The sequence below is a fragment of the Wolbachia endosymbiont of Frankliniella intonsa genome, assembly GCF_029856955.1.
GTDB lineage: Bacteria > Pseudomonadota > Alphaproteobacteria > Rickettsiales > Anaplasmataceae > Wolbachia.
Window position 1 is genome coordinate 344659 of the sequence record NZ_CP097148.1, and the last position, 25323, is coordinate 369981.

General features: G+C 34.8%; 22 protein-coding genes and 4 pseudogenes. 13 read left to right on the forward strand and 13 right to left on the reverse strand.

All coding sequences use genetic code 11. The features are described 5' to 3' along the window. Positions 1-136 precede the first annotated feature (136 nt). Positions 137-1489, forward strand: coding sequence for an ankyrin repeat domain-containing protein (locus tag M3L71_RS02040; RefSeq protein WP_280143838.1), 1353 nt, complete (start codon positions 137-139; stop codon positions 1487-1489). After that, positions 1467-3347 carry a TcdA/TcdB pore-forming domain-containing protein gene (locus M3L71_RS02045; protein WP_280143839.1) on the forward strand — a complete coding sequence of 627 codons (1881 nt, stop codon included), beginning with the start codon at positions 1467-1469 and terminating at the stop codon, positions 3345-3347. The genes M3L71_RS02040 and M3L71_RS02045 overlap by 23 nt, the downstream gene beginning before the upstream one ends. Positions 3348-3491: 144 nt before the next feature. Here M3L71_RS02045 and M3L71_RS02050 read toward each other — a convergent pair. Continuing rightward, a pseudogene (locus M3L71_RS02050) lies at positions 3492-3960 on the reverse strand (transposase); the annotation flags it as partial. Between the two features lie 50 nt (positions 3961-4010). Between M3L71_RS02050 and M3L71_RS02055 the strand changes: the two are divergent. The 4 genes from M3L71_RS02055 (at position 4011) to M3L71_RS02070 (ending at position 7899) form a co-directional block, all read left to right on the forward strand. After that, the gene (locus tag M3L71_RS02055) at positions 4011-4358 is read left to right on the forward strand and encodes a transposase (RefSeq protein WP_264336399.1); all 348 of its coding nucleotides are present in this window, start codon (positions 4011-4013) and stop codon (positions 4356-4358) included. 28 nt (positions 4359-4386) lie between these two features. After that, the gene (locus M3L71_RS02060) at positions 4387-5058 is read left to right on the forward strand and encodes an IS630 family transposase (protein ID WP_280144096.1); all 672 of its coding nucleotides are present in this window, start codon (positions 4387-4389) and stop codon (positions 5056-5058) included. Between the two features lie 488 nt (positions 5059-5546). Beyond that, positions 5547-7610 carry a WD0745 family porin gene (locus M3L71_RS02065; protein ID WP_280143840.1) on the forward strand — a complete coding sequence of 688 codons (2064 nt, stop codon included), beginning with the start codon at positions 5547-5549 and terminating at the stop codon, positions 7608-7610. Positions 7611-7731: 121 nt separating this feature from the next. Next, positions 7732-7899, forward strand: coding sequence for a TA system antitoxin ParD family protein (locus M3L71_RS02070; RefSeq protein WP_280143841.1), 168 nt, complete (start codon positions 7732-7734; stop codon positions 7897-7899). Here M3L71_RS02070 and M3L71_RS02075 read toward each other — a convergent pair. Then, positions 7896-8057: a hypothetical protein gene (locus tag M3L71_RS02075; protein WP_280143842.1), complete on the reverse strand. Its 162-nt coding sequence runs from the start codon at positions 8055-8057 to the stop codon at positions 7896-7898. The genes M3L71_RS02070 and M3L71_RS02075 overlap by 4 nt on opposite strands. Between M3L71_RS02075 and M3L71_RS02080 the strand changes: the two are divergent. Beyond that, positions 8051-9058, forward strand: a pseudogene (locus tag M3L71_RS02080) (IS630 family transposase). The gene M3L71_RS02075 and the pseudogene M3L71_RS02080 sit on opposite strands and share 7 nt — an antisense overlap. 143 nt (positions 9059-9201) lie before the next feature. Here the strand turns inward: M3L71_RS02080 and M3L71_RS02085 are convergent. The 11 genes and pseudogenes from M3L71_RS02085 to M3L71_RS02135 all read right to left on the reverse strand — a co-directional run bounded on the left by M3L71_RS02085 (position 9202) and on the right by M3L71_RS02135 (position 21191). After that, a complete protein-coding gene (locus M3L71_RS02085) occupies positions 9202-9759 on the reverse strand; it encodes an outer membrane beta-barrel protein (protein ID WP_410543491.1) in 558 nt (185 codons plus the stop codon). Positions 9760-9879: 120 nt separating this feature from the next. Then, positions 9880-12384: a leucine--tRNA ligase gene (leuS, locus tag M3L71_RS02090; RefSeq protein WP_280143843.1), complete on the reverse strand. Its 2505-nt coding sequence runs from the start codon at positions 12382-12384 to the stop codon at positions 9880-9882. Between the two features lie 4 nt (positions 12385-12388). Then, the gene (locus M3L71_RS02095; protein WP_280144097.1) at positions 12389-12979 is read right to left on the reverse strand and encodes a murein hydrolase activator EnvC family protein; all 591 of its coding nucleotides are present in this window, start codon (positions 12977-12979) and stop codon (positions 12389-12391) included. Between the two features lie 52 nt (positions 12980-13031). Then, positions 13032-13358: a MerR family transcriptional regulator gene (locus M3L71_RS02100; protein WP_280143844.1), complete on the reverse strand. Its 327-nt coding sequence runs from the start codon at positions 13356-13358 to the stop codon at positions 13032-13034. Further along, the gene (locus tag M3L71_RS02105; protein WP_280143845.1) at positions 13355-13654 is read right to left on the reverse strand and encodes an integration host factor subunit alpha; all 300 of its coding nucleotides are present in this window, start codon (positions 13652-13654) and stop codon (positions 13355-13357) included. Before M3L71_RS02105 ends, M3L71_RS02100 begins: the two co-directional genes overlap by 4 nt. 38 nt (positions 13655-13692) lie before the next feature. After that, positions 13693-14889 (reverse strand): MFS transporter, encoded by a 1197-nt coding sequence (locus M3L71_RS02110; RefSeq protein WP_349292705.1) that lies wholly within the window; start codon positions 14887-14889, stop codon positions 13693-13695. Between the two features lie 306 nt (positions 14890-15195). Beyond that, on the reverse strand, positions 15196-17130 hold the full coding sequence (uvrB, locus tag M3L71_RS02115) for an excinuclease ABC subunit UvrB (protein WP_280143847.1): 1935 nt from the start codon (positions 17128-17130) through the stop codon (positions 15196-15198). Positions 17131-17215: 85 nt separating this feature from the next. Beyond that, on the reverse strand, positions 17216-17977 hold the full coding sequence (locus M3L71_RS02120; RefSeq protein ID WP_280143848.1) for a cytochrome c1: 762 nt from the start codon (positions 17975-17977) through the stop codon (positions 17216-17218). Beyond that, the gene (locus M3L71_RS02125) at positions 17977-19203 is read right to left on the reverse strand and encodes a cytochrome b (protein WP_280143849.1); all 1227 of its coding nucleotides are present in this window, start codon (positions 19201-19203) and stop codon (positions 17977-17979) included. The genes M3L71_RS02120 and M3L71_RS02125 overlap by 1 nt, the downstream gene beginning before the upstream one ends. Positions 19204-19325: 122 nt before the next feature. After that, positions 19326-20138 carry a hypothetical protein gene (locus M3L71_RS02130; protein ID WP_280143850.1) on the reverse strand — a complete coding sequence of 271 codons (813 nt, stop codon included), beginning with the start codon at positions 20136-20138 and terminating at the stop codon, positions 19326-19328. Positions 20139-20187: 49 nt separating this feature from the next. Continuing rightward, positions 20188-21191, reverse strand: a pseudogene (locus M3L71_RS02135) (IS630 family transposase). Between M3L71_RS02135 and M3L71_RS02140 the strand changes: the two are divergent. The 6 genes and pseudogenes from M3L71_RS02140 to M3L71_RS02165 all read left to right on the forward strand — a co-directional run bounded on the left by M3L71_RS02140 (position 21185) and on the right by M3L71_RS02165 (position 25314). After that, a complete protein-coding gene (locus M3L71_RS02140; protein WP_280143851.1) occupies positions 21185-21316 on the forward strand; it encodes a hypothetical protein in 132 nt (43 codons plus the stop codon). The pseudogene M3L71_RS02135 and the gene M3L71_RS02140 sit on opposite strands and share 7 nt — an antisense overlap. After that, positions 21273-22355, forward strand: a pseudogene (locus tag M3L71_RS02145) (IS110 family RNA-guided transposase); the annotation flags it as partial. The gene M3L71_RS02140 and the pseudogene M3L71_RS02145, both read left to right, overlap by 44 nt. Next, positions 22348-23028: an ankyrin repeat domain-containing protein gene (locus M3L71_RS02150; protein ID WP_280143852.1), complete on the forward strand. Its 681-nt coding sequence runs from the start codon at positions 22348-22350 to the stop codon at positions 23026-23028. The pseudogene M3L71_RS02145 and the gene M3L71_RS02150, both read left to right, overlap by 8 nt. Positions 23029-23236: 208 nt before the next feature. Next, entirely contained in the window at positions 23237-23881 is a 645-nt protein-coding gene (locus M3L71_RS02155; RefSeq protein WP_010402683.1) for an alpha/beta hydrolase, read from the forward strand. A 5-nt stretch (positions 23882-23886) separates the two neighbouring features. Next, positions 23887-24666: an SDR family oxidoreductase gene (locus M3L71_RS02160; RefSeq protein WP_280143853.1), complete on the forward strand. Its 780-nt coding sequence runs from the start codon at positions 23887-23889 to the stop codon at positions 24664-24666. Positions 24667-24756: 90 nt separating this feature from the next. Next, the gene (locus M3L71_RS02165; protein WP_280143854.1) at positions 24757-25314 is read left to right on the forward strand and encodes an ankyrin repeat domain-containing protein; all 558 of its coding nucleotides are present in this window, start codon (positions 24757-24759) and stop codon (positions 25312-25314) included. Positions 25315-25323 lie beyond the last annotated feature (9 nt).

Genomic DNA, 25323 nt, shown 5'->3' on the forward strand with positions numbered 1-25323 from the left:
CAAATTTGGGACAACAAAAATTGTTTAGAAACAGAAAGAAAGTTCATAAGGCAAGTTTGTATCAAGAGGTCCTTACTCTTAATGATTCTTTTATGGATTTATATTACTAATATAAGAAAAATTAGAGGGCGAGGCTGTGGTAAATATAGAAATTGACACATTACGGGATATACTTCACAGAACAGAAAAAAGACTTAACTCCCCTAATCGCTCAGAAAATTCGAGTTATAGAGAAATTTTAGATGAAATAAAACAAGCAAACACAGAAATATACAATCAATTAAACACAAATATCAATCACCTATTTAGAGTAAGTGGCAATATATTTCTCAACACCTTATTGCATTTTGCTGCTAAAGAAAATTGTCCACAAACTGTAAAACTTCTTTTGAGCAATGATGCAAATATTAACGCAGGAAATTCTCCTAATCATTATACACCACTACACTTTGCTGCCGAAAATGGTCATTCAGAAGTTGTGCGGGAGTTGTTAGATCATGGAGCGAATGTTGATGCAGAAGCTTCTCTACAGCGGAAAACACCACTACACTGTACTGCCCAAAATGGTCATGCAGAAGTTGTGCAGAAGTTATTAAATCATGGAGCAAATGTTGATGCAGTGACCCTTATAGATCAGAAAACACCATTACACTATGCTGCTGAAAATGGTTATTCAGAGATTGTGCAGGAGTTATTAATAAAGGGAGCCGATATCACGAAGAGAAACAACAGTAACCAAACACCGCTCGAATGTGCAGTTGGTAGAGGTTGTGAAGATGCCAGTAAGGTTTTGATTAAATACACATTAGCGCAGAATATTAGTGCAGAAAAGCCGAACTTTGCAACACTACTACCAAGCAACTTACTGCATGAAACATTATCAAAATACTGGGATCTTGAATTAACGAAGACCATTAACATTGGTTCAATAGGAATCAGACAAGTATCACTTTATGATTTTCTTACAGCATATGATGCTAAATTAGGATTATATGTGAAAACATTAAATGCTTTATCGGACCCAGATCAGCTACTAGAAAGATTTCCTGAATTCTCTGATATTCTTAGCAATAGGATTGAAAAAGCTTACTTATATAATGAAATAATAGAAAAAGTACAATTCTACAGAGAAGAAGGATCTATTTTACCTCCAGAGTTAGTAGAAAAGATTAATCAATATTTAAGTCATGAAGATAGGCAAAATTTACTAAAAGCATTAACTCCTTTACAAGGTAGTGGCAAAGACCTAGAGCAAGTTAATAATGAAAGCGAAATGGAGAAGCTAGGTGAGAACAATAGTGAACTGGATAATACTGAGCAAGAATTAAAAACTTTTACTAGAGAACCTATTTCCATCTTTCAAGAGATACAAAAAGCAGAAGAGCAGAAGAAAAAACAACATCTTGAAAGTTTATTAAATGAATTAAAAACTCATTGTCCTAACGAGTTTAAAATAGGAGCTGCAATTGGTAAAGGAGATTGCTTTTGATTCCTTAGCTCAAGGATTAAATGAGTTAAAAGATAAAGGCTTAATTGTAAGCGATAAAAGGTTTAATGCAAAATCATTAAGGAAAGAATGTGCAAGCTATGCTGATGAATACAAAGATAAAATCATACAAGATGCAAAAGAAGGAGGCTATTTTGTTGCATTGCAAGGTCCATATGGCCCTATACAAGATCCAGAGACTAAAGAGAATAAAATTGATAATGAAGACACTTTCAAACTCTACTTGAAAGAAATAAAGAAAATATCAGAAGAATCTAACAATCCCATATGGGGAAGAACTGAGATTGAAGGAAAGATGATATGTGAGAAGTATAAAGTTCAAATCACAGCAATAGAATTGAGGAATGAAGAGGTAGGTGGATTACACGTTACTACAAGTGAAGTGGGTAAAAATAGTAATACTATTTATATAGTGAACTACAAGAACCATTTTGTACCACTTCTCAGTGACCTTCAGCAAGATATAAAAGAGATTTCTAGAGAGGAAGCTTATGAAGTCCCACATTCACTTGATGCAGATACTCGAGAGCTTAACAAGGATGACGTTGATAAATGGGCAAAGCCAAAGATCAGCGTCAGAGCAGAGGATAGTACTGCAACTCGATTTGATGGCCAGATTATTTTGCAACTTGAGGATGATCCAGTAGTCATGGAAGCAGCAGCAAGATTAGCTGCCAAACATCCTGAAAGTTCAGTGATTGTGCAGCTTGATGCTCAACGTAATTACCAGGAAGTCTATGGCAATCTTGATACTCTAAAAGGACAAGAAAACCTGCGTTGGCAAGTAGTAGGCCATGGTCGCAGTAATATCATTGATAAAACATTAGGAGGATATAGTGCTACAGAACTTGCAGATGAGATAGCAGATTTTACTATTGAGCTTGATACTGAGTATAACATCAGTAGTTCCCCTAAGTACATCAGTTTGGTCGGATGTTCATTGGTAGATACCATAGAGATGAATTATGCTAGAGAACTTGCACTGTCACTAGATGAGCAGGGTATTCGTGCAGACATTGCTGCAAGATCTGCGCGAGTTGCTGTTACTTATACTGGAAAGAAGCTTACTGAGGACAGTTCAGGTAAGTGGAAACATAAAATCAGCGAAGACAAGATCATTTATGCTTGGAATCAAGACGGTGAATTAGTACCTCAGATTGGCAAGAGAGCAACCGAGCTGCTCAAGTCTATCGATCTTGCAGAAAATTTCCACCAATCCATGTCAGAGCTTTACAAGAGTAATCAATTACCAGAAGGGAAATGGTGGCCAATACTACGTAATGTGGCTAAAGATACTAAGACTGATAGCTACCAGGTGAAATTTATCAATGCTGAACAACAGTTGCAAACAGCTACAACCCATGATCAACGTATTATCAATTTTATTGAAGACTACAATGAAAAATTAGCAATAGTCAAGGAAGCATATGACAATGCTGGTACACAAGGTAGATCTGTTTTTGATGTTGAGTCTGTTGATGGTCTTAACTCAGCATTTATTGTAAAAACACTTATTCCCTGGTTTGCCAATAAAAGTCGTATGGCAGTAGCAGATGATAATGTTCCAGAGATATTAAAGACTGCACTGCAAGTGCATACTTGGGTTAATCTAGCACAGATGGGTCATGGTGCAGTTGAAGACATTGATAAAACCGCTGGGCTATATGAAGCTGCTATTGCCATTAGCGAAGGTAAAGAGGTTGCTAGCGTAACGACTTCATCGCTACAACATGTAAGTACTGGTGCAGGAGTCCTTTTAAATATAGGAAGTGTCGTGCTAGACAGTATCACTGCCATTAAGTTAAGGGAAAGAGAAGTTAAGATTGGACAAAAAATTTGAAGTGATTGATAATTATGGTAAATACTAGGGTGAATTTTTAAGAAAAGGGAGTCTGAAAAGTGCAAGTTATTTAAAAAAGTAATAATTGCAGGTTATTTTGCAAAGAATGTACTAATACAATGATACTGAAAAGATATCTTGAATTTAAAACACATGTTTTCTAGCTCTTTTCTGGTAGTTGAGTGAACGAATATCAGATATCTTATGACGATCAACTCTTCTCCCTTTTCTCACCACTAAAGTGTTCATCAAAAATAACTGTGATAGTCGATACATAATGCAGTCTATGTCTGACTCTGTAGAAAAAATATCAAAGGATAAGTTTTTAATCGCATTAAATGAGACAGATTTATTGATGCTTTTTTTTTAGTTTACTATTCTGTGAGCTCAATGTCTCTTCATCATCTTCTATCATGATACTTTCTAGATTACTGATGAAGATAGTTGACCAAAAATCCTGCTTGATAGTTTCAATACTTTTTCCTGTGAAATTCTCTAAATTTAATCTTCCCTTCAGCCTAGAAAAAAATGTTTCTACTCCCCAGCGCAAGTAATATAATCTCTCAAACTCTTCAACTGTAAAACGTTTCTCATCTAATAGAGATGTAACTATAGTATTTCCCAAAGCAAATGATAAAGGTATAACAAAGTATTTGAGTTATAATGGCATATAGTGTGGATTTAAGGGAAAAGGCAGTATTGATGATAGAAAAAGGGAAGACAAAGGTTGAGATAGCAGAGCTCATGGAGATAGGAATAGCAACTCTGTACCGCTGGTTAAAAAAGAAAGCTGCTGGTGAAAGCTTAAAGCCATCTAAAAACGGTAGCTTTATTCGAAAAATAGACCCAAAAATACTCGAAGAATATGTTACAAAGAATCCAGATCATACTCTGGCAGAGATGAAACAAAATCTTGGATTTGGAATAAATTCAATTTGGTATAGACTAAAACAGCTAAAAATTACTTTAAAAAAAAGTCACACTATATCAAGAGCGCAATCAAGAAGATAGGCAGCAATTTATTGATAAAATCTCAAAAATAGAACATTCCAGCATCTTATATATAGATGAAGCAGGAGTTGATAATAAGTTATACCGAGAATATGGACGTGCTCCAAGAGGAAAGAAAATTTATGCAGATGTTCCAGGGAGAACTCGAGAGAGAATCAGTATAGTAGCCGGGTGGATTGGAATGAGATTTATTGCACCAATGACTTTCAAAGGTGGGTGTGAAAAAGAGGTATTCAATATATTGTTGGAGAAGATGTTATTACCTAAATTGCCACTTGGCACAACCATAGTTATGGATAATGCTACATTTCATAAGACCACTAAAACAAAATCATTAATAGAGTCTTTTGGCTTTCATGTGCTGTATCTTCCAACATATTCACCAGATTTGAATCCCATAGAACACTGTTGGCATACCATCAAAAGCCGCCTCAGACCTCTAATGTATAAATGTACAGACTTACAACTTTTGGTTGGTAATACCATAATGGAAATTTATCCATTCATTTTAGAAAATACTATAGATTGTTACATCTTTTTTTACTTAATTTATCATCATCATCGCCATAGCTTATATTGCAGAAATTACCCATTTCTAATAATTTCTCTCTATCAAATCCTGCAATTTTTACAATACTTTCATCTATTTTATAGTCAGAAGGTAAAGAACATGGCTCATTTGGATCAGCACGATTTATAAATTCATAATCTTCAATGATCTCAAATTCATCGTCATATTCTTTCATCTCGTATTTGCCATCATCTACTGAAATAGAGTCTGGCTGTTCAGTATTACCTGGCTCTGAGCCTGTAGCAGCACCTGTAGTGCTAAACCAATTTCGTAAAAAACTAAAATCCATAAATACCTTAATCATTAAAAATAAAACAATAATTCGCTAATTATAATATAAACTAATATTATTGTCAATATTTATATTAATATTTTAATCTTTATGTACTTTCACTCGAGTAAATTTTACTTCCAGAGAATAAGTATAGAGTTATAATACACTAACAAGCAAACCTCTGTACTAAATTTTGGTTAATATACACGTTGAGCGTATTAAGAAAGTTGCTTTTAAAGTATTGCATTTTACTTTTATTTTCGCTATAAGTTTGCTTTAGGTTGGATTTTAAACACCTTTATACTATTTATGTTATGATTTTAAAATTTTTTGGGGGCACTTCATGAAAAAATCTATTTATACTAGAACTGCTCTAGCTTCTCTATTGACTTTATGTTCTTTCAGTGGCTTTGCTGCTGACTTTTCTGACGAGAGTATGAAGGAAGTAAAAAAGCAAGAGAGTAACGAGTCAATCAAAACTTCTGGAAAGATGGAAGTGATGAAGACGTCAAATAAGAAACTAAAAGAAAAAATGGACAGGATATGTAATGCTGATCCAAGAAAAAAAGCTGAGGAGCTTAAGAAAAAAGAAGAATTAAGATTAGCAGCTGAGCAGAAGAAAAAAGAGGAGTTAAAATTAGCAGCTGAACAAAAGAAGAAAAAAGAAGAGTTAAAATTAGTAGCAAAACAAAAGAAAAAAGATGAAATTAGGCTAGCAAATGAGAAAAAAGCAAAACTTATAGGAGATTCAAAAGCGAAAGCCCTGAAAGTTAAAAATTCTAATGTAGAAAAGTCAAAAATTAAGGGTTCTAAAACTAAGAATGCTAAAATTGAAGCTAAAGATATAAAAAAGGATGTAAAAGTTGTTAACAGCAATACAGAGGAAAAAGGTAAGGCAAGTCCTGTTGTTTCAGTTGGTGGGGTTGATATTATCAATACCAATCAAGGGGATGGTTTAAGAATAACTTTCGGTGGCGTTGTTGATTCTCAAGGTTATGGTAACCATGGGCTAAGTGGCTATAACCATTATAATGTTATGCCAGGTAAATCTACAGATTATTTTAACAATACTACAGATAGTATAAAAGGAGCAAATCCAATATTTCCTAAAGGGATAGGGAATATTGGTGATTACAGTGAAAACATGGGCATGATTTCAGATGCAATATTGCACTTAAGAGCTGAAAATAAAAATGAGGATATTGGTCTTCGTTATGGTGCCGATGTACAATTTCATGTTCCAGTTACTGAAGGTAAAGGAGCTTCACAAGGCGTGAATGCTGCAAGAGGTAGAAGTGCGCATGTATTCTTAAATTCACAATATGGTGATCTGAAACTTGGCTATCAGTTTGGTCCTGAGTCTATGATGAGACTTGATGCAACAAGAATTGCAACTGTTGATGGAGCTGCAGATAGTGACTGGTTCAGAAAAGTAAACTTAGAAGGAAGTGCTGCAAACTTTCCATTTTACGTAACACCACGTCTTTACACTGAAAGCTTCTCGAGCGAGAGCGAAAAACTCTCCTTCCGTATGGCAGGAAAATACAACAAAGAGGTTATGACCACATTGCCATTTAGAGCTGCTTACTACTCGCCGAATTATATGGGTGCAAGATTTGGTCTTAGCTACTCACCTCGCTACGATAGTGGTTTATCCGTTGTAAAAGAAATAGCTCCAGATTTCCTCAAAGATTCAAGTAATAAGGTAACAGGGGTAAAGAATGAGGAAACGTTAAGACATGTTGGACCAGATTACCAGCATATAATAAGTGCTGGTGCGTCATATGAATATGACTTTAGTAAACATAATGTAAAAGTTAAAACTTCCGTAGTTGGTGAATATGGGGTTTCAAAGCAACCGAGTAAAGATAAGCATCTTTATAAGGAATTTGTAGATTACAATGACCTGATGGGTGTTAATTTGGGTGTAAGCGCTGATTATAAGATTGATGAAGGTCAAAATATAAAATTCGCTGCTTCTTTTGCATATTTAGGCAAATCTGGTCAACCGAAGGGTATTAAAAAATTAGTCGGTGATACCTATACAGAAATTGATGGTAACGGTACTACTGATGATGACAAAAGAGTAAAAGGGCTGAAAGCTCAGTTTGATGGGGACAGTAAAAGCACTATGTATTGGACTGCAGGTGCTGGTTATCAATATGATAATATCTACACAAGCTTGACATACTTTGGTAGCAGAATGAGCGACAAAGATATGCTTCATGATGTTGCACTTGGTGTTCAGTATGATCTATCTTCTTGCAATAAGAGCAATTTTGTTCCTTATGCAGCCTTACATTATTTTATGACTGATGAAAAAGGTGCGCTGAAAGATAAAAATAATGCTGATGTACCTTCTAACCAAGGAATTCTTCTACTAACTGGTGTGAAGTTTTCTTTCTAATTTGTTCTAGTAATACACACCACAACTTGAATGTGGTGTGTGTTTTCACTATGCACTTTCAAAATGTTGAAAAAATTTCCAATATATGATATAATAGCTAAAACTAGGAAGTAATAATCTAATGAGTATAACAGTAAATCTTGATGGGGAATTTGAGAAGATAGTGCAGTCTAATTCCGTATTCCAAAATCGTTCTGTACCGCAACAAATCGAGCATTGGGCTAAGATTGGTCAGATTGTTGAAGATAACCCTGAGCTAAGCTATAATATTATCAAAGAAATCCTTTAAGGCATTGAGGATATCAAGTCAGGTGATGTTGAGGAGTATAAGTCCACAAAATTTTGAAGATTCTTCTCATACCAATTCCCGCTATAGAAAGAACAGATAGAGAATAATGGGGAAAAAGTCATACTAGAGTAAGTGAAATAGCGAGGTATAAATGGCATTAAGGTCAAAACTATTAGACGAAAGAGTTGTAAATTTAGCGAAAGAAATGTTAAAAAAGGTAAGAAATAACGCATATGTTTCAAAAAAGTTACAAGCGGTGATAGCAGGAAAAGAAAGTAGTATAAGCGCTGTGGCAAGAATATGTAAAATTTCAAGGACTGCTTTGACTGAATGGATAAAGCATCTAAAATTTGGTAGAGTAGAAAAATTATTTGCCCCGTTTCAGCGGAGAAGAAAAAGCAAATTAAACAAAAATCAACGTGAGCAAATTGAAATATGGGTAGAAAGAAATCCAAATATTACTATTAAGGAAGTACAAATAAAAATCTCAGAGGAATTTGCCCTAAACATCAGCAAATCAACAGTGCACCGTGAGATACAAAGGATGAAATTTTCTTACATAACACCGAGGCCAATGGACCATAAACAAGATAAAAACAAGCAAGAAGAGTTTAAAAGATACTTCAATAAAATAGTCAATTTCCACCCTAAAAGGGAGGTGTTTTTTTTTGATGAATCACGATTTGGGACTCATTCAAAAATCGGACACGGATGGTTTAAAAAAGGGGTCAGAACGCAGGTTAAAATGAAAATTGGTAGACAAAATTTCTATATCTAAAGTGCGGTAAATCCAAGAAGTGGTAAGAAAATCAGCCTACTTGCTCCATATGTAAACACTGATTGTATGAATATATTTCTGGAGCAGATGTCGAAAGATTTAGGCACGAAAGAAGCCTTTCTTGTAATGGATTGTGCAAGTTGGCATAGATCAAAAAGTTTGAAAATTCAGGAAAACATTACCATCATATACTTGCCTCCTTATTCACCGGAACTGAATCCTGTTGAAAGGTTGTGGCAATATATCAAATACAATACTTTACGCAATAGTATCTACGATACCATAGGTTTACTTGAAGATGTTTTGTGTAATTTTATTGTCAATATTTCCAGTACTACTATTAAACGAGTTTGTAATGTTTCTTATTTGTTCCGTCAGTAATGGATTTTGGTATTACAACTTTTGGTTGGTAATACCATAATGGAAATTTATCCATTCATTTTAGAAAATACTATAGCAGCAAGTTTTGAGCATCGCTTGTGGTTACACCTAAACACGTACACAATGCCATCCAGCATTAAAAACTATAACGTACTCCTACTTCCAGCATCGCATCCTGGTATTTGTTTTGCTTTTAAACCACTCAGTTGCCCGCCTACGGTTAAAGCAGCTGTACCAACTATCTGTGGAGCAACTTCATAATCAACACCAACCTTCAGTTTGTACGAAATAGCACCCAGTATTTTATCTAGTGTTTCAGTGCCAACAATGTCAAAAGGATATACTTGTAGATGCCCTCCTAAACCTCCACTGACATATAGTTTCACAGGATCAATGTCAACGTCAGGATAATAACGGTAATGTGCTAATAAACTAGCTCCCATTTTCTTGTCTTTGTCCTTTCCTTCTTTATCCTTACCTCCAAACATATCACTTACGTCAGTGAGAATCTCAAGTTCAAACTTAGAGCTTTTATCATAATTATAACCAAAAACTAAGCCAGGTTTTATTTTTAATCCAGTGCCCCATCCACCACCAAAGTTTAAACCTGCGTAGTACTGCTCTTTTGCTCTATTGCTAGCTGCACCTGCTAGAGATGAAGTGAGCAACACAGCTAAAACACACAATCCTTTTATTTTCATATAACCACCCATACAAAAAAATATATAATGCACAAGTATATATCCTTTATGTTAAAAAAGATATAACCGCATATCAAAAAAAGTATACCTACGAAATTAGGGACATGCTACTCAAAATTTTTATATAACTATGTTTACTACCTTATTTGGTACAGCATATATAGTGCGAATTTTGCTTTGATCGATTTTGTTAGATACAGAATCTGTTGCTATTTTCTTCAATTTTTCTTGAGGTAAATCAGTTGCCACTTCAATGGTCGCACGTAACTTTCCATTGATCTGCACTGCTACAGTCACCATATTATCAATTAGTAGTGATTCATCAGCTTTTGGCCAAGATAGCATGCCTTCGCCTCCTATTTTTTGCCATAAATTTTCAGCCAGGTGTGGCATGAATGGCTCAATTACTCTGATTAGTATGCATATACCTTCATCAATAAGAGATTTTCCAGTTTTTACGTCTATTTCAGCTATTAAATTCGTCATTTCACGGAATTTCGCTACCACACAGTTTAATCTGCAGTTTTCCAAGTCATCTGTAAGTCCGTGTAAGAGTTTATGTATTTTTTTTCTATATTCTAGAAGTTTACCTGTGTGGTTTGATGTCATCCCAGTGCGTGACACTGGGATCTGGACGTCGATTCCAGCATCACGTGCTGGAATGACAGGCAGTTGTATAGGCCTTAGCTGCATTACCATACGCCACAATTTATTTATATAGCGAGAACAGCCTTCTAGGCCATCATCTGACCATTCCATATCTTTTTCTGGAGGAGTGTCAGATAATACAAACAAGCGAGCAGTATCAGCACCGTACTTCTCTATGATAAAGTTTGGGTCAACTGTATTCTTCTTTGACTTACTCATCTTTTCGACTTTTCCAACTTGGATCTTAGCACCCTTCGCAATCAACTCTTTTGCTTCTTCGGGAAAGAGCCATTTGCCATTCTCATCTTTATAAGTTATATGGCAGACCATTCCTTGAGTGATTAAAGTAGAGAAAGGCTCTTTAACGTCAAAATAGCCACATTTAGTTAAAGCACGGCAGAAAAACCTTGAGTAAAGCAAATGTAGAATTGCATGTTCTATTCCACCTATGTAATAATCAACAGGCATAAAACGATTACAAGCGTCCTTATTAATAGATTTATTTTCACTGCAAAATGCAGCAAAATACCAAGAAGATTCAAAAAAAGTGTCAAATGTATCAGTTTCACGCTCTGCTTGCTTTCCGCACTGTGGACAATCAACAAATTTCCAGGTTGGGTGCTTATCCAGCGGATTACCACCACTTGTAAATTCTACATCCGTTGGTAGAACAACAGGGAGGTCTTTTTCTGGAACTGGCACAGTTCCGCAATCTTTACAATATATAATAGGTATAGGACATCCCCAATAACGTTGCCTTGAAATTCCCCAATCGTGTAGACGATAGTTTATTGTTTTCTTACCTATTCCTTTTTCTTCAAGCTTTTTAATAATTACTTCCTTTGCCTCATTAATCATTAGTCCGTTTAAGAATTCAGAATTGAACATCACTCCATCACCGAAGTACGGTTCTTTTAAGATCTCTGTGGTCTCTTCACAAACTACAGGAATAATCGGTAAACCATATTTCTGTGCAAATTCAAAATCACGCTGATCATGTGCAGGGCAACCAAAAATCGCACCTTCTCCATACTCCATCAACACAAAATTCGCTATGTACAGTGGCAACTCTTTATCAAGAAATGGATGTTTGACATTTAATCTTGTGTAAATCCCAATTTTTTCATCATTCTCCCCCTTTGCCTTCACACTGTCGATAAAGCCTTGTATGTCTTCGTCCTTAAGATCTCGTACAATAGGGTGCTCTGCTCCTACTGCAAGAAAAGAAGATCCAAATAAAGTATGAGGAGAAGTTGTAAAAATCTTTAACTTCTTATTCAAGCCAACTATTTCAAAATCTATAGTTGCCCCTTCAGATTTTCCTATCCAGCGCTCTTGCATAGTTTTGACTTTTTCTGGCCAATTTTTCAAACTTTGCAGACAATGAAGCAAATCTTCAGCAAAATCAGTAATCTTTAAAAACCATTGGAATAACTTACGTTTTTCAACAACTGCACCTGATCGCCATCCTTTTCCATCAACCACTTGCTCATTTGCAAGCACTGTTTGGTCCACTGGATCCCAATTAACCCACGACTCTTTTCGATAGGCAAGACCATGCTTTAAAAAATCCAGAAAAAATTTCTGTTCGTGTTTGTAATAATCAGGCTCACATGTGGAAAGCTCGTGATTCCAATTGTAGGAAAGACCTATAGATTTTAGCTGTGCACGCATATTGTCTATATTCTCTTTTGTCCACGCCGCAGGGTTAATATTATTGTCCCTTGCTGCATTTTCAGCTGGTAATCCAAAAGCATCCCAGCCAATTGGGTGCAAAACCTCAAATCCATGAGCTCTCTTGTAACGTGCTATAACATCTCCTATTGCATAGTTACGCAGGTGCCCCATATGAATCTTACCAGATGGATATGGAAACATTTCCAACACGTAACATTTCTTCTTTTTACTATCTTTGCTTACAGAAAAATCCCACTTATTTTGGTAGAATTTTTCAACGTTTTTAAAATTATATTTCATAAATTCAATCACAGTTTATATGTACTAAAGGATCGACTGCTTGACCATTATGCCTTATTGTGAAACACATCTGCGGATCTTTATCTTGTGTGCTTGATTTACCTGCAGATCCAATTACTTGACCTTGTTTTACTTTATCACCAATTTCAACTTGTATGTTTTTTAAATAGGAGTACATAGTCATGTAATTATCTTTATGTTCCACTATAATTAAATTTCCGTACCACCTCAGGCCTTTGCCTACGTATATTACTTTGCCAGGTGCAGAAGCAATAACCTTTGTTCCACTTTGAGCAGTAATTTTTATGCCATCTTGACATATTTTATCAGAAGAGGTAACTGCACCTTTAACCGGTATTACAAATTTACACATGCTTTGTGCATTATTGTTATATACCTTATCTATAAAGGCTTTTCTACTTTCTTTTCGCAGCGAAGAATCAACATTTTCTTTAATCAAATGATACTCCCTTGTGTACTCTATGTCTCTTTTCCCATAAAATTCTTCGCCTTTAAGTAGTACAGGTGCAGGTTTTTGCAGTCCACAGCTTATCAGTATTGCTGATAATATAAAGAACAAGGCTATACGACACATACACTTATCTCTAGATATATCAACTTTCACAAAACTTTATAGTGTTTTTCGTCTATTTATTACTTTCTTCATTTATTTTATCAGTCAAATAGTCTCTTAAATCGGTAAGTTCTTTCAACAAATTTCTTGAATAATGATCAATTCTTACATCGTTACCAAATTCCTTTTGTACTCCTTTTATTGTATATCCTTTGTCATATAGCATGTATTTTATTTTCTTTATTGCCTCTATACACTTATGATCATATAGTCTTCTTCCCTTCCGTTTTATGGGTTTAATTTGATGGAATTGACTTTCCCAGAATCTTAAAACATGCTGCTCCAAATGTAGTTCTTCAGCTACTTCTCCAATTGTGTAAAATAATCTTTCCTTATTCATCGGTTGTTTATTAATTTCTTCATCATTTTTGAAGGTCTAAAAGAAATTGATTTTCTCGCTTTAATTACCACCCTTTCCGATGTCTTTGGTATATTTCCTGGTCTTTCTTTCTTGTTTTTAACCAAAAATGTTCCAAATGAAGATATTTTTACTATTCCATCCTTTGCTAAGCTCGTTTTTATCTCATCCAATATATCATCTATTATTGCAATAGAGTCTTCTTTCGATAATCCAATTTCCTGGTTTATACATTCAGCTATTGTTGCCTTAGTTACTGTTGTGCCTTTTGTTGTCATAATTTATTACAGTATGTTGATATAATATAACAATCGACTCAAGATTCAGCTACTTTATTTTTATAGTATGTTTCTTTTGTAGCATAATTAAAAATACTAGCAAATGTTAACATTGCAAATATTGTGAAAAGCGCCATTTGATGATCTGAAAAAAGTGCTAAAATTGACACTAAAATTCCACTCATAACAAACATAAATCCATTGATAATGGATGATGATGTGCTAATATACTTCTGCTCAACAATCTCACTACCAACAGTAAAATTAAGCATATGTCCTCCTGCAAAAAAACCAAACATTAACATACAAAAGTATATAATATGAACTGTTAAATTACCGCATAGTAAAATAATAGCTGAAATACTTTGCAATGTGGCAAAAGCAGAGATTACGTGCCTTCTATTTTTAAATAGATTTGAGATTAGATCTGCAATTGGAGCACCAACTGCAAGACCAAGCCACAATATTGCAGTTGCCACACCTAACTCCATTGTATTGAGTTCTAAGTTGCTTAGTAACCTTGGTGCCCACAGCATATTAAGCGCTAAAAATGTTCCAAAAGTAATAGCACCCACTATTGAGGTTATCCAGATATCTCTTAATTTTAGCACTGTTAGTACAGAACATATTACTGTTTTTATAGAGCTCTTTATTGTGTATTCCCCCCAATTTTTTTTTGAAAGTCCTTTCGGATAAAAAAACATAAGTACAAATATCGATACGCCAAATAATATTACGCATACAATAAGATTTTTCCAATCTGCACCTTCGGCAAGCAAGCTAGAGAAGCACATTTGAATCATCAAAGCAGAAAGACTTGAAATTGTCTGCACTAGTGAGAACATCAGTCCAAATTGAGTAAGGGGAAAATATGTGCTACTTACATGAGCAGCGCCAATAAAACCAAACGATGCTCCAATTGCGATCAAAAATTGAGATAAAATTAAATGGGCAAAATTGTCACTCTTGATAAGGACAAAAAAACCAAAGAGCATGATTGACAATGAGAAAAAATAAATTTTTTTGCTGGAAAAAACATTAAACATTGCCCCACTAAAAAATTGTGAGATAGCAAAAGTCCAAGTATATGCTGAATTAGCTAGTGCAACTTGCGCGATTGTGAGCCCAAGTTCTTTTTCAAGATTCACGCTTATAAAGGTGTAGATTATCTGCATATTGCTGAATACAACAATCAAGTTACTGATTAGCCAAATGAACCAAGCTTTATTTTCCATAAGATTTTTTATAAATAGTCCATTGATAATAAACCTCTTTTAGGCTCTGATTATTGTTAAAACAGTTGCAATTATAGTATGATATAAAAGCTATGAAACAACAAATTTGTTGTGAGATTTAATTTGTTAGAGTCTGTACATAATCTCAAGAAAGAAATAAGTTCAACAATCATTACCTATAAGATAAAAGGTGAAAATTTGAAATTATCATGAACTGGCTCATTTTTCTGCCACTTAGATGATGTTTTTTCAAATTGTTGATAAATCAAAGTCAGTTTAGCTATTAATTATTCATCTTTTTTCTAATTATGAAGTGGATCTATTATTAAACCTTTCAATAATACTTTTTATTTTTGCTGCCTCTTCAAACTCTAAATTTTCAGCATGCTTCAACATTTGTTTTTTCAAACTGCTTAGATCATTCTGACTAAAATCCTCAATCACCACTTTTTCCCGTAAAGTATTTGATATAGGCTTTATTATAGTTTTTGGTACAATATTATGCAGTGTATTATGCTCTGTCTGTTTCTTTCTTCTCCTTTCAGTTTCTTTCAGTGCACGATCCATAGAATTAGTAATTTTGTCTGCATATAAAATTACTCTGCCTTCAACATTTCGTGCAGCACGACCTATCGTTTGAATGAGCGAAGTCTCTGATCGTAAAAACCCTTCTTTGTCAGCATCTAAAATTGCAACCAATCCACACTCGGGAATATCAAGACCTTCCCGCAACAAGTTAACGCCAACAAGAACATCTATTTCTTTAGATCTTAATTTGCATATAATTTCAATTCTTTCCAGTGCGCCAATATCTGAATGTAGGTAAGTTACTTTCATACTGAGCTCACTCATATGCTCAGCTAGTTTTTCAGCCATTTTTTTTGTCAATGTGGTAATTAGAATACAAAACCCTTTTTTTATTGTCACTTGTGCCTCATGAATCACATCATCAACCTGACTCCCTGTTGGTTTTATGATGCAGATGGGATCTGTCAGTCCTGTTGGGCGGATAACTTGCTCTATAAATGCGTGATTAGTCTTTTCTAATTCATATTTTCCTGGAGTAGCCGAAACGTAAATAGTCTGTGGCCGTATTGCCTCCCACTCTTCCAATTTTAATGGACGGTTATCAAAAGCAGAAGGTAGCCTAAAACCATAATCTATCAATTTCTTTTTACGTGCTTCATTACCGCTATACATTGCACCTATCTGGGGAACGGTTACATGGCTTTCATCAACAAATAAAATTACATCTTTAGGTAAATACTCAAACAATGTAGGCGGTGGATCTCCGGCTTTCATTCCGTAAAGATAACGCGAATAATTTTCAATACCTTTACACACTCCCGTTGCCATCATCATTTCAATATCAAAATTAGTACGCTGCTCAAGGCGTTTTGCTTCAACAATTTTGTTCTGTGAATAGTAATAATCCAGGCGTTCATGTAGTTCTTTTTTAATCAATTGAACTGCTTGCAAAAGAGTCTCACGTGATGTAGTGTAATAGCTATTTGGAAAAATGGTGACTGTATCTATGCGTCTGATAATATTGCCGTTCATGGCATCAATCTCAGAAATTTCCTCTATTTCATCACCAAACAATGATAAACGCCAAGCTTTATTTTCATAATAGGCAGGAAATATATCAATAATATCGCCGCGCACTCTGAAATATCCTCGCTCAAATCTGACATCAGAACGTTTATATTGGAGATTAACTAAATTATTCATAAAGTCATTAACATGAATCTTATCTCCAGCACTTAAAGTCAAGGTCATGCTGAGATAGCTCTCAGGCGAACCAAGACCATATATACAAGAAACACTCGCAACTACAATCGTGTCCCTACGCTCCAAAAGAGAGCATATAGCAGAATAGCGTAGCATATCAATTCTTTCATTTATTAAAGAGTCTTTTTCAATATAAGTGTCTGTTTGTGGCGAATAAGCCTCAGGCTGATAATAATCATAATAAGAAATGAAGTATCCAACAGCATTGTGAGGGAAAAATCCTCTCATCTCCTCGTAAAGCTGCGCCGCTAAAGTTTTATTATGTGCCATAATTAATGCAGGCCTGTTTGTTCTTGCAATAACATTTGCCATAGTGAAGGTTTTTCCAGAGCCAGTAACTCCAAGCAAAACCTGATCTCTTTTATTACTATTTAACCCTGCAACTAAGTTGTCTATTGCCTGTGGTTGATCTCCAGCTGGCTGAAAATTTGTAACTATTTGAAATTCCATACCTTTATATTTTCATAATGTATTTATTACTATACAATACATTTGCTAGTGTAAATAAGGCATGAAAGAATGAACATAAAAAACTCTATTTTTTCTTTTTATAGAGCCTGCTCCAAATCCTGTTGTTGGTTAATACAAAAAACACCGTCAAAATTATAAAGTATGTCACTATTTTTAACCCAAGTTTATGTCGGCGTTCCATTTCTGGCTCTGCTGCCCATTGTAAGAAATTTACCACATCATATGACATACTTTCAACTGTAGCTTGCCTTGCACCATCATATTCTACCATTCCTTCAGAGAGTGGTGGTGCCATAGCTAACCTGCCTGTTGAAAAATATGGATTAAAATATAAACCGTTCTCATCATGTTCACCGTTTTGATAACCAATTAGTAGTGAATAGACATAATTTGCACCATCATGTCTTGCTTTGACAATTAATGATAAGTCCGGTGGAACTGCTCCATTGTTGCTTGCTGCAGCTGCTTCTTTTGTATCAAAAGGTGCAATAAAATAATCCGAAGACACTCCCGGCCTATCAAACATTTCACCCAAATCATTCGGACCATCTTTAACTTGGTAAGAGGCTGCAATTTGTTTTACATCCTCTTCAGAAAAACCAACATCTTGCAAATTACGAAACGCTATTCTATTCATTGAATGGCAAGCAGCACAGACTTCCTTGTATACTTTATAGCCACGCTGAATTGACTCTCTATCGAAAGATCCAGTAATTCCATCAAAACTCCAGTCGATTTTCTTATTTGGTAAAGGTTTAAACTCCTCTGCAGATAGAGAATTAGCGAAAAATAATACACAAAACACAGCAACTTTAACCAATAGCATCACTTCATCTCCGGCACGGAATCGCTTATTGTTTTTGGTAATTTTTTTGGTTTCTCATGCTTACTAAGTAAAGGTAAAATTATCACAAAATATGAAAAATAATAAAGAGTTGAAAGCCTACTTAAAGTAATGTAAGGCTCCTTAACTTCTTGTCCCCCAAGCCAGGCAAGAAATGCAAAATTTATTGCAAAAACCCAAAAAAATTTCTTAAATAATGGACGGTAGGAACCACTTTTAACCTTTGATTTATCGAGCCAAGGCAAAAGAAACCACACTAAAATAGATCCAAACATGGTAAGTACACCAATAAGTTTATTTGGAATTGAACGCAGCATCGCATAAAAAGGTAAGAAATACCACTCTGGCACTATATGTACTGGAGTTACCATAGGATCAGCCTCTATATAATTATCAGGATGCCCAAGATAATTAGGGGCATAAAAAACAAATGCAAATAAAATTATAAAAAATAAACCAAAAGTTATGCAGTCCTTTGCTATATAGTAAGGATAAAAAGGAATGGTATCCTTATCTGACCTGACTTCTATTCCACTTGGATTATTAGAGCCAAACCTATGCAGAGCAACAACATGCAACATAGCTAAAGCAATAATAATGAAAGGAAGAAGATAATGAAGTGCAAAAAAACGATTGAGCGTTGGGTTATCAACGGAAAAACCACCCCACAACCATATAACTATTTTATTGCCAATTAAAGGTATGGCTGAAAATAAGTTAGTTATAACTGTTGCACCCCAAAAACTCATTTGTCCCCATGGAAGAACATATCCCATAAAGGCAGTTGCCATCATTGCAAAAAATATAAATATGCCAATAAACCATACCATTTCTCGCGGTCTCTTATAAGATCCGTAATATAATCCACGCATGATATGAACATAGACCACCATAAAGAAGAGCGACGCCCCAACAGCATGAGTATAACGTATCAGCCATCCATAACTTACGTCACGCATTATACGCTCCACACTATTAAATGCATGATCAACATGCGGAGTGTAGTGCATGGCAAGAAATATACCTGTTATTATTTGTAAAATCAGCGCTATTCCAGCTAAAGAACCAAAATTCCAAGCATAATTTAAATTTTTTGGTACTTGATAAGAAGCAGTATGTTTTACAAAAGAAAATATAGGCAGTCTATACTCTATCCAACCTAATATACCTTTTTCTTCTATTATTTCTTTTTTGCTATCATCTTCCATAACTTAAAGCTTTGTCATCTTAACTCATTGTATTGTAACAATTTAACGCTAATAAACAATAAAAAGTTTAACTTTAAAGAGTAGATTTCACAAAAACAAGCACTCAAATTTGAGTGCTTGTTTTAAAGGGACTTTTGATGACATACACCTTTAGATATTGTTGAATTGCTTAATGAACTTCGAGGACATTGATAAAGTTTTTCACAATTACTAAGTGCCGTCTCGAATTTTTTTTCTATAATGTCAAGTTCTCTTTCTTTATTTTTTTCTGCTGTCAAAGGTGAATCGTCTAGTGGCCTAAAATGTTGTTTTCTTGTGAACTTACTTATTGCTACAGCAGTTAGCAGAACTGTTCCATTACAATCAATTTGTGAAGAACCAATTGGGCTTCCAGTTAAATGTGCAACAGATTGCTGTACAGTAGGTAAAGCAGGAGCGCTGCTGAATAAGCCACTGATGGTGGTAGTTATCCAACTAAATATACTATTAATAAAAGAAGAAGGTTTTACTGCATTGCTTGCAGTGCTGCTAACTTCTTCAAAATTTTCTCTGATAAGAGTGAAGGAAGAATTCACTGTTCTACTTGTCAAGTCTGTGGTATTACTAACTTCCAATTCTATCTTGATTGCTTTGGTAGGGAATAATGAAAGATTCGCTGCACTACTTACAGAATCTGTGGCGTCATTAGCGTCTAACACTACCTTAACACCTGCTTTTATAGAAGTTAATTTTGCTTCACAATCATCTTCAGTAGCACTGCTCAATACATATTCTATCTCTTGAATTTTACTATTGCTATTACATCTATCTTTTCTATAACCTCCAACAACATCTAATGCTGTTTTGCCGTACTGACTTTGAATACTAGCATCAGCACCTCTACAGAGTAGGAGTTTTACCATATCTAAATGACAATGGTTAAATGCTAAGTACAAAGGTGTAAAGCCTTTATAATTTGTAGCATTTATGTTATACCAAAATCCATTACTGACGGAACAAATAAGAAACATTACAAACTCGTTTAATAGTAGTACTGGAAATATTGACAATAAAATTACACAAAACATCTTCAAGTAAACCTATGGTATCGTAGATACTATTGCGTAAAGTATTGTATTTGATATATTGCCACAACCTTTCAACAGGATTCAGTTCCGGTGAATAAGGAGGCAAGTATATGATGGTAATGTTTTCCTGAATTTTCAAACTTTTTGATCTATGCCAACTTGCACAATCCATTACAAGAAAGGCTTCTTTCGTGCCTAAATCTTTCGACATCTGCTCCAGAAATATATTCATACAATCAGTGTTTACATATGGAGCAAGTAGGCTAATTTTCTTACCACTTCTTGGATTTACCGCACTTTAGATATAGAAATTTTGTCTACCAATTTTCATTTTAACCTGCGTTCTGACCCCTTTTAAACCATCCGTGTCCGATTTTTGAATGAGTCCCAAATCGTGATTCATCAAAAAAACACCTCCCTTTTAGGGTGGAAATTGACTATTTTATTGAAGTATCTTTTAAACTCTTCTTGCTTGTTTTTATCTTGTTTATGGTCCATTGGCCTCGGTGTTATGTAAGAAAATTTCATCCTTTGTATCTCACGGTGCACTGTTGATTTGCTGATGTTTAGGGCAAATTCCTCTGAGATTTTTATTTGTACTTCCTTAATAGTAATATTTGGATTTCTTTCTACCCATATTTCAATTTGCTCACGTTGATTTTTGTTTAATTTGCTTTTTCTTCTCCGCTGAAACGGGGCAAATAATTTTTCTACTCTACCAAATTTTAGATGCTTTATCCATTCAGTCAAAGCAGTCCTTGAAATTTTACATATTCTTGCCACAGCGCTTATACTACTTTCTTTTCCTGCTATCACCGCTTGTAACTTTTTTGAAACATATGCGTTATTTCTTACCTTTTTTAACATTTCTTTCGCTAAATTTACAACTCTTTCGTCTAATAGTTTTGACCTTAATGCCATTTATACCTCGCTATTTCACTTACTCTAGTATGACTTTTTCCCCATTATTCTCTATCTGTTCTTTCTATAGCGGGAATTGGTATAAGATTGGTAAATGCACGGCATGTAAAGAATGTACCTGGTAGGAAGTCTGACGTTCAAGATTGCCAATGGCTCCAACAACTGCATAGCTAAGGACTGCTTTATGGATCGTTTAGGCCAGATAATCAGATGTGTGTATTGCGCAGTTACGTGCGGCAGCGCAGAAATCTCACTGAAAGTGCATCTACGCATATTCTACGTATGCAGAAGGCATTAATTCAAATGAATATACAATTACACAAGGTTATTAGTCATATTACTGGGATAACTGGTATGAAAATCATTGAAGCTATAATTGAAGGCGAAAGAGATTCTGAAAAATTAGCAGAATTCAGGGACGTGCGAATGAAAAATGATCAGTCTACTATTGCAAAAGCGTTAGCTGGTGACTATAGAGAAGAACACTTATTCACGCTAAAGCAAGAATTTGAACTATATAATATTTATCAAGAAAAAATAGCAGAATGTGATAGAAATATTGAAGCCTATTATAAAACGTTTGAAACAAAGTCTTGTGAAAGCAAACAGCTAAGTAAGCAAAAGAATAAAAATAGCAAAAGTAAGCCAAGCTTTGCTTTGTATGAGGAACTGCACCGAATCACTGGTATGGATTTCACTAAAATTCCTGGATTTGATGTATTAAGTATACAAACCATAATTTCAGAAGTTGGTATAAACCACAGTAAATGGCCAACAGAAAAGCACTTTTCGTCGTGGTTGGGACTCAGTCCTGCTAATAAAGTTACAGGGGAAAAAGTGTTTAATACAAGAACACGTAAAGTCATTAACCGTGCTGCAAATGCTTTGCGAATAGCTGCTCATTCTGTAGGAAAGAGTAAAAGTGCGTTGGGTGCATACTACAGAAGATTGAAAAAACGACTGGGAGAACCAAAAGAAATAACAGCTACTGCAAGAAAAATGGCATGCATATTTTATAGTATGCTCAAATACGGACAGGAATATGTAGAAAAAGGAATGGAATACTATGAAACACGCTATAAAGATAGAATTGTAAAAAATTTGATCAAAAAAGCGAGGGAATTTGGCTACATATTAGTTCAACAAGAAGAGTTAGTTGAGTGAGTTTCTTAGGAGAAATGACTGTGAAGATACTCCTCTAATATTTGCTGCTGAAAAGGGTCATTTAGGTATAGTAAAGTGCCTGGTAGAGGCAAAAGCAGATGTTAATGAAAGAAGTAATGGTAGACGCTTTGAAGAAACAACTGCTCTAATATCAGCTATATATAAGGTTCATTTGGATGTAGTAAAGTATCTAGTAAAAGAAGGAAATACAGATGTTAATACGCAAGATAGAAAAGGAAACACTCCTCTAATGCTAGCTGCTCAGAGAGGTGATTTAGGTATAGTAAAGTGCCTGGTAGAAGCAAAAGCAGATGCTAACACAAAAAACTACTATGGAGCAACTGCTCTAACACGTACTACTCAAGATGTAAGAAAGTACTTGAAAAATCATGTACGAAAAATTAATGAAATAGAACTTCGGAAGGAGCGTGTCTGCATTAGCGTTTGTGGTGCAGTAGGTTTTATTACAGGTTTTGCGGTAGCATATAATACACAAGCAGCTATTGCAACGTGTGCAACATCAGCTGTTACTGGTTTATTATTGGGTGCAGTAGTTGGTTATTTAGCTATAAAAGTAAAAAGAGAAAAACGTGAAGATCCAGATATAGCTGTAGTTACTGCACTTAAAAATATCCTTACTATTCAATGGAGTACCTGGCCTACAGTATGCTAAGGACGAGAAGCTCGGATTTAAATAACAATAAAAAAGTATTTGAAAAGATATAGCTCTTTTGAGATACTGCTTTGTTTTTAAATAGGATTTTTATCTTTAAAATAGTATTTTACCTTTTTGGGTGATGTGGAAATTCTTGAATTTTATAGAATTTTGTTTAATATTGATGCATGAGTCAGTTTTACAAAAAAACATAAACACAAAAGAGATGATTGAACTTAAAAGCCAAGAAATTTGTCCAAATGGAAATAAGAAAAATTTGATTATTTTTTTTCATGGTTGGGGTTCAAGTGGCGATAATTTCGCTCACCTTGCTAAAGTTATGAGCAAATTTTTACCCGATTCATGTTTTGTGGTACCGAATGCTCCGTTTGAGAGGGAAATAGGTGATGGTTATCAGTGGTTTAGTTTAGAGGATCGTAGTGAAGAAGCACTATATAATGGAGTGAAAAATGCTGCATCAATTGTAAATCATTTTATTGATACAAAATTAAAGGAGCTTAATTTAAAAGATACTCAGCTTTCTTTAGTTGGATTTTCTCAAGGGGCAATGCTTGCAATACATGTGGCTCTTACCCGGCTTCAGTCTTGTGCGTCAGTTGTTGCGTATTCTGGTAGATTTCTTTCGCCTTCAAAAACTGCACCGGAGATCAAATCAAAACCTAACATATGTATTATTCATGGTGACGCTGATGATGTGGTACCTTTTTCTTCCCTTGATTTAGCGGTTAAAGCTCTGAAAGAAAATGGAGTAAACGCTCAAGGATACCCAATTCATGGATTAGGCCATATTATTAATGAAGAAGGAATAAGGTTAGGGGTTGAGTTTATCAAGAAGAATTTTGGAAATTAATTTCCATGCACTTGTTTTGCTTTGGTTACGGATATGTAGCTAAATTTCTATCGAAAAAATTGCTAAATTTAGGCTGGAAAGTTAACGGTACATCAAGAAATAAAGATATACAACTTTTTGATTATGAAAAGGTTGATCAAGATCTGCTTAAAAGCGTAACGCATGTTTTAGTTTCTATTCCTCCAGACGGAGATGATGTTATGGAGAGATACGGTCATTGTCTGGAGAATATTAAATGGCTTGGTTATCTGTCTGCAACTAATGTTTATGGTGACCACTGTGGTAATTGGGTGAATGAGGAATCTGAAACAAAGCCTATAGAAATTAGAGGAGAAAAGCGCCTTGAGTCTGAAAAGAAGTGGCTAAGTAGCAAATTGCCTGTACATATTTTTCGTTTGGCTGGGATATATGGTCCTGGTAGAAATGCGCTAATTGACCTGCAGCTTGGCAAAGCAAGAAATGTGAAAAAAATTTTTTCTCGTGTTCATGTTGAAGATATATCGAATATTTTATTTTCTTCCATGCAAAATATAAAGCCTTATGAGATATACAATTGTGCAGATGATTTACCTGCTACGCAATCTGAAGTGGTCACGTATGCAGCCGAGCTTCTCAATATTAGCCCTCCAGAGCCAGTTGAGATTTCTTCCGTACCAAATTACGCACGGGGTTTTTATTTAGGGTCAAAAAAAGTAAGCAATAATAAAATTAAAAAAGACCTTGGTGTCTCTCTAGTTTATCCTGATTACAAGGTGGGTTTAAAGAGTTTGTATATATTAGAATAGAGAAAATAGATTGCCAGATGCAAAAATTTTTCTTGAATGTTCCTTGTTTTGATGTAGTACCACTAGGCATACTATTATATAGAGGTAAATATGTTCAGCAATCAATCTCTCCCGGTTGAAAATATTCTATTACATCAAGCCGCTTATAATGGTAACATAAATGAAGTTAGGTTATTACTTAATGTAAAAACTGATATCAATATCAAGGATAAAAAAGGATTTACAGCCTTGCATTTTGCTGTTTATTCAGGACATTTAGACGTAGTAAAGTTACTAATCAGTAAAGAAGCTAATATTCATGCAAGAACTACTAAAGGCAGTACAGTTTTACACTTTGCTGTTGTAGCTAAAAGCAAAGCTATAGTAGAGGAGTTAATTAAAGCGGGAGCTGATCCCAATATAAAAGACTGTACTGATGGTAAGACACCTTTACATATTGCTGCTCAAAATGGACTTGTAGAAGTTGTAAAGGTGTTACTTAATACTCAAGAAATTGAGATTGATGCTAAAGACAATGAATTTGGTATAACAGCTCTGTACTTAGCCTCTCACAACGGACATACTGAAATAGTTGAACTATTAATTAGCACAAAAAATGCTGATGTTAACATAGTAGATAAAAAAATAATGTCACACCCTTGTATCTAGCTGCTCAGA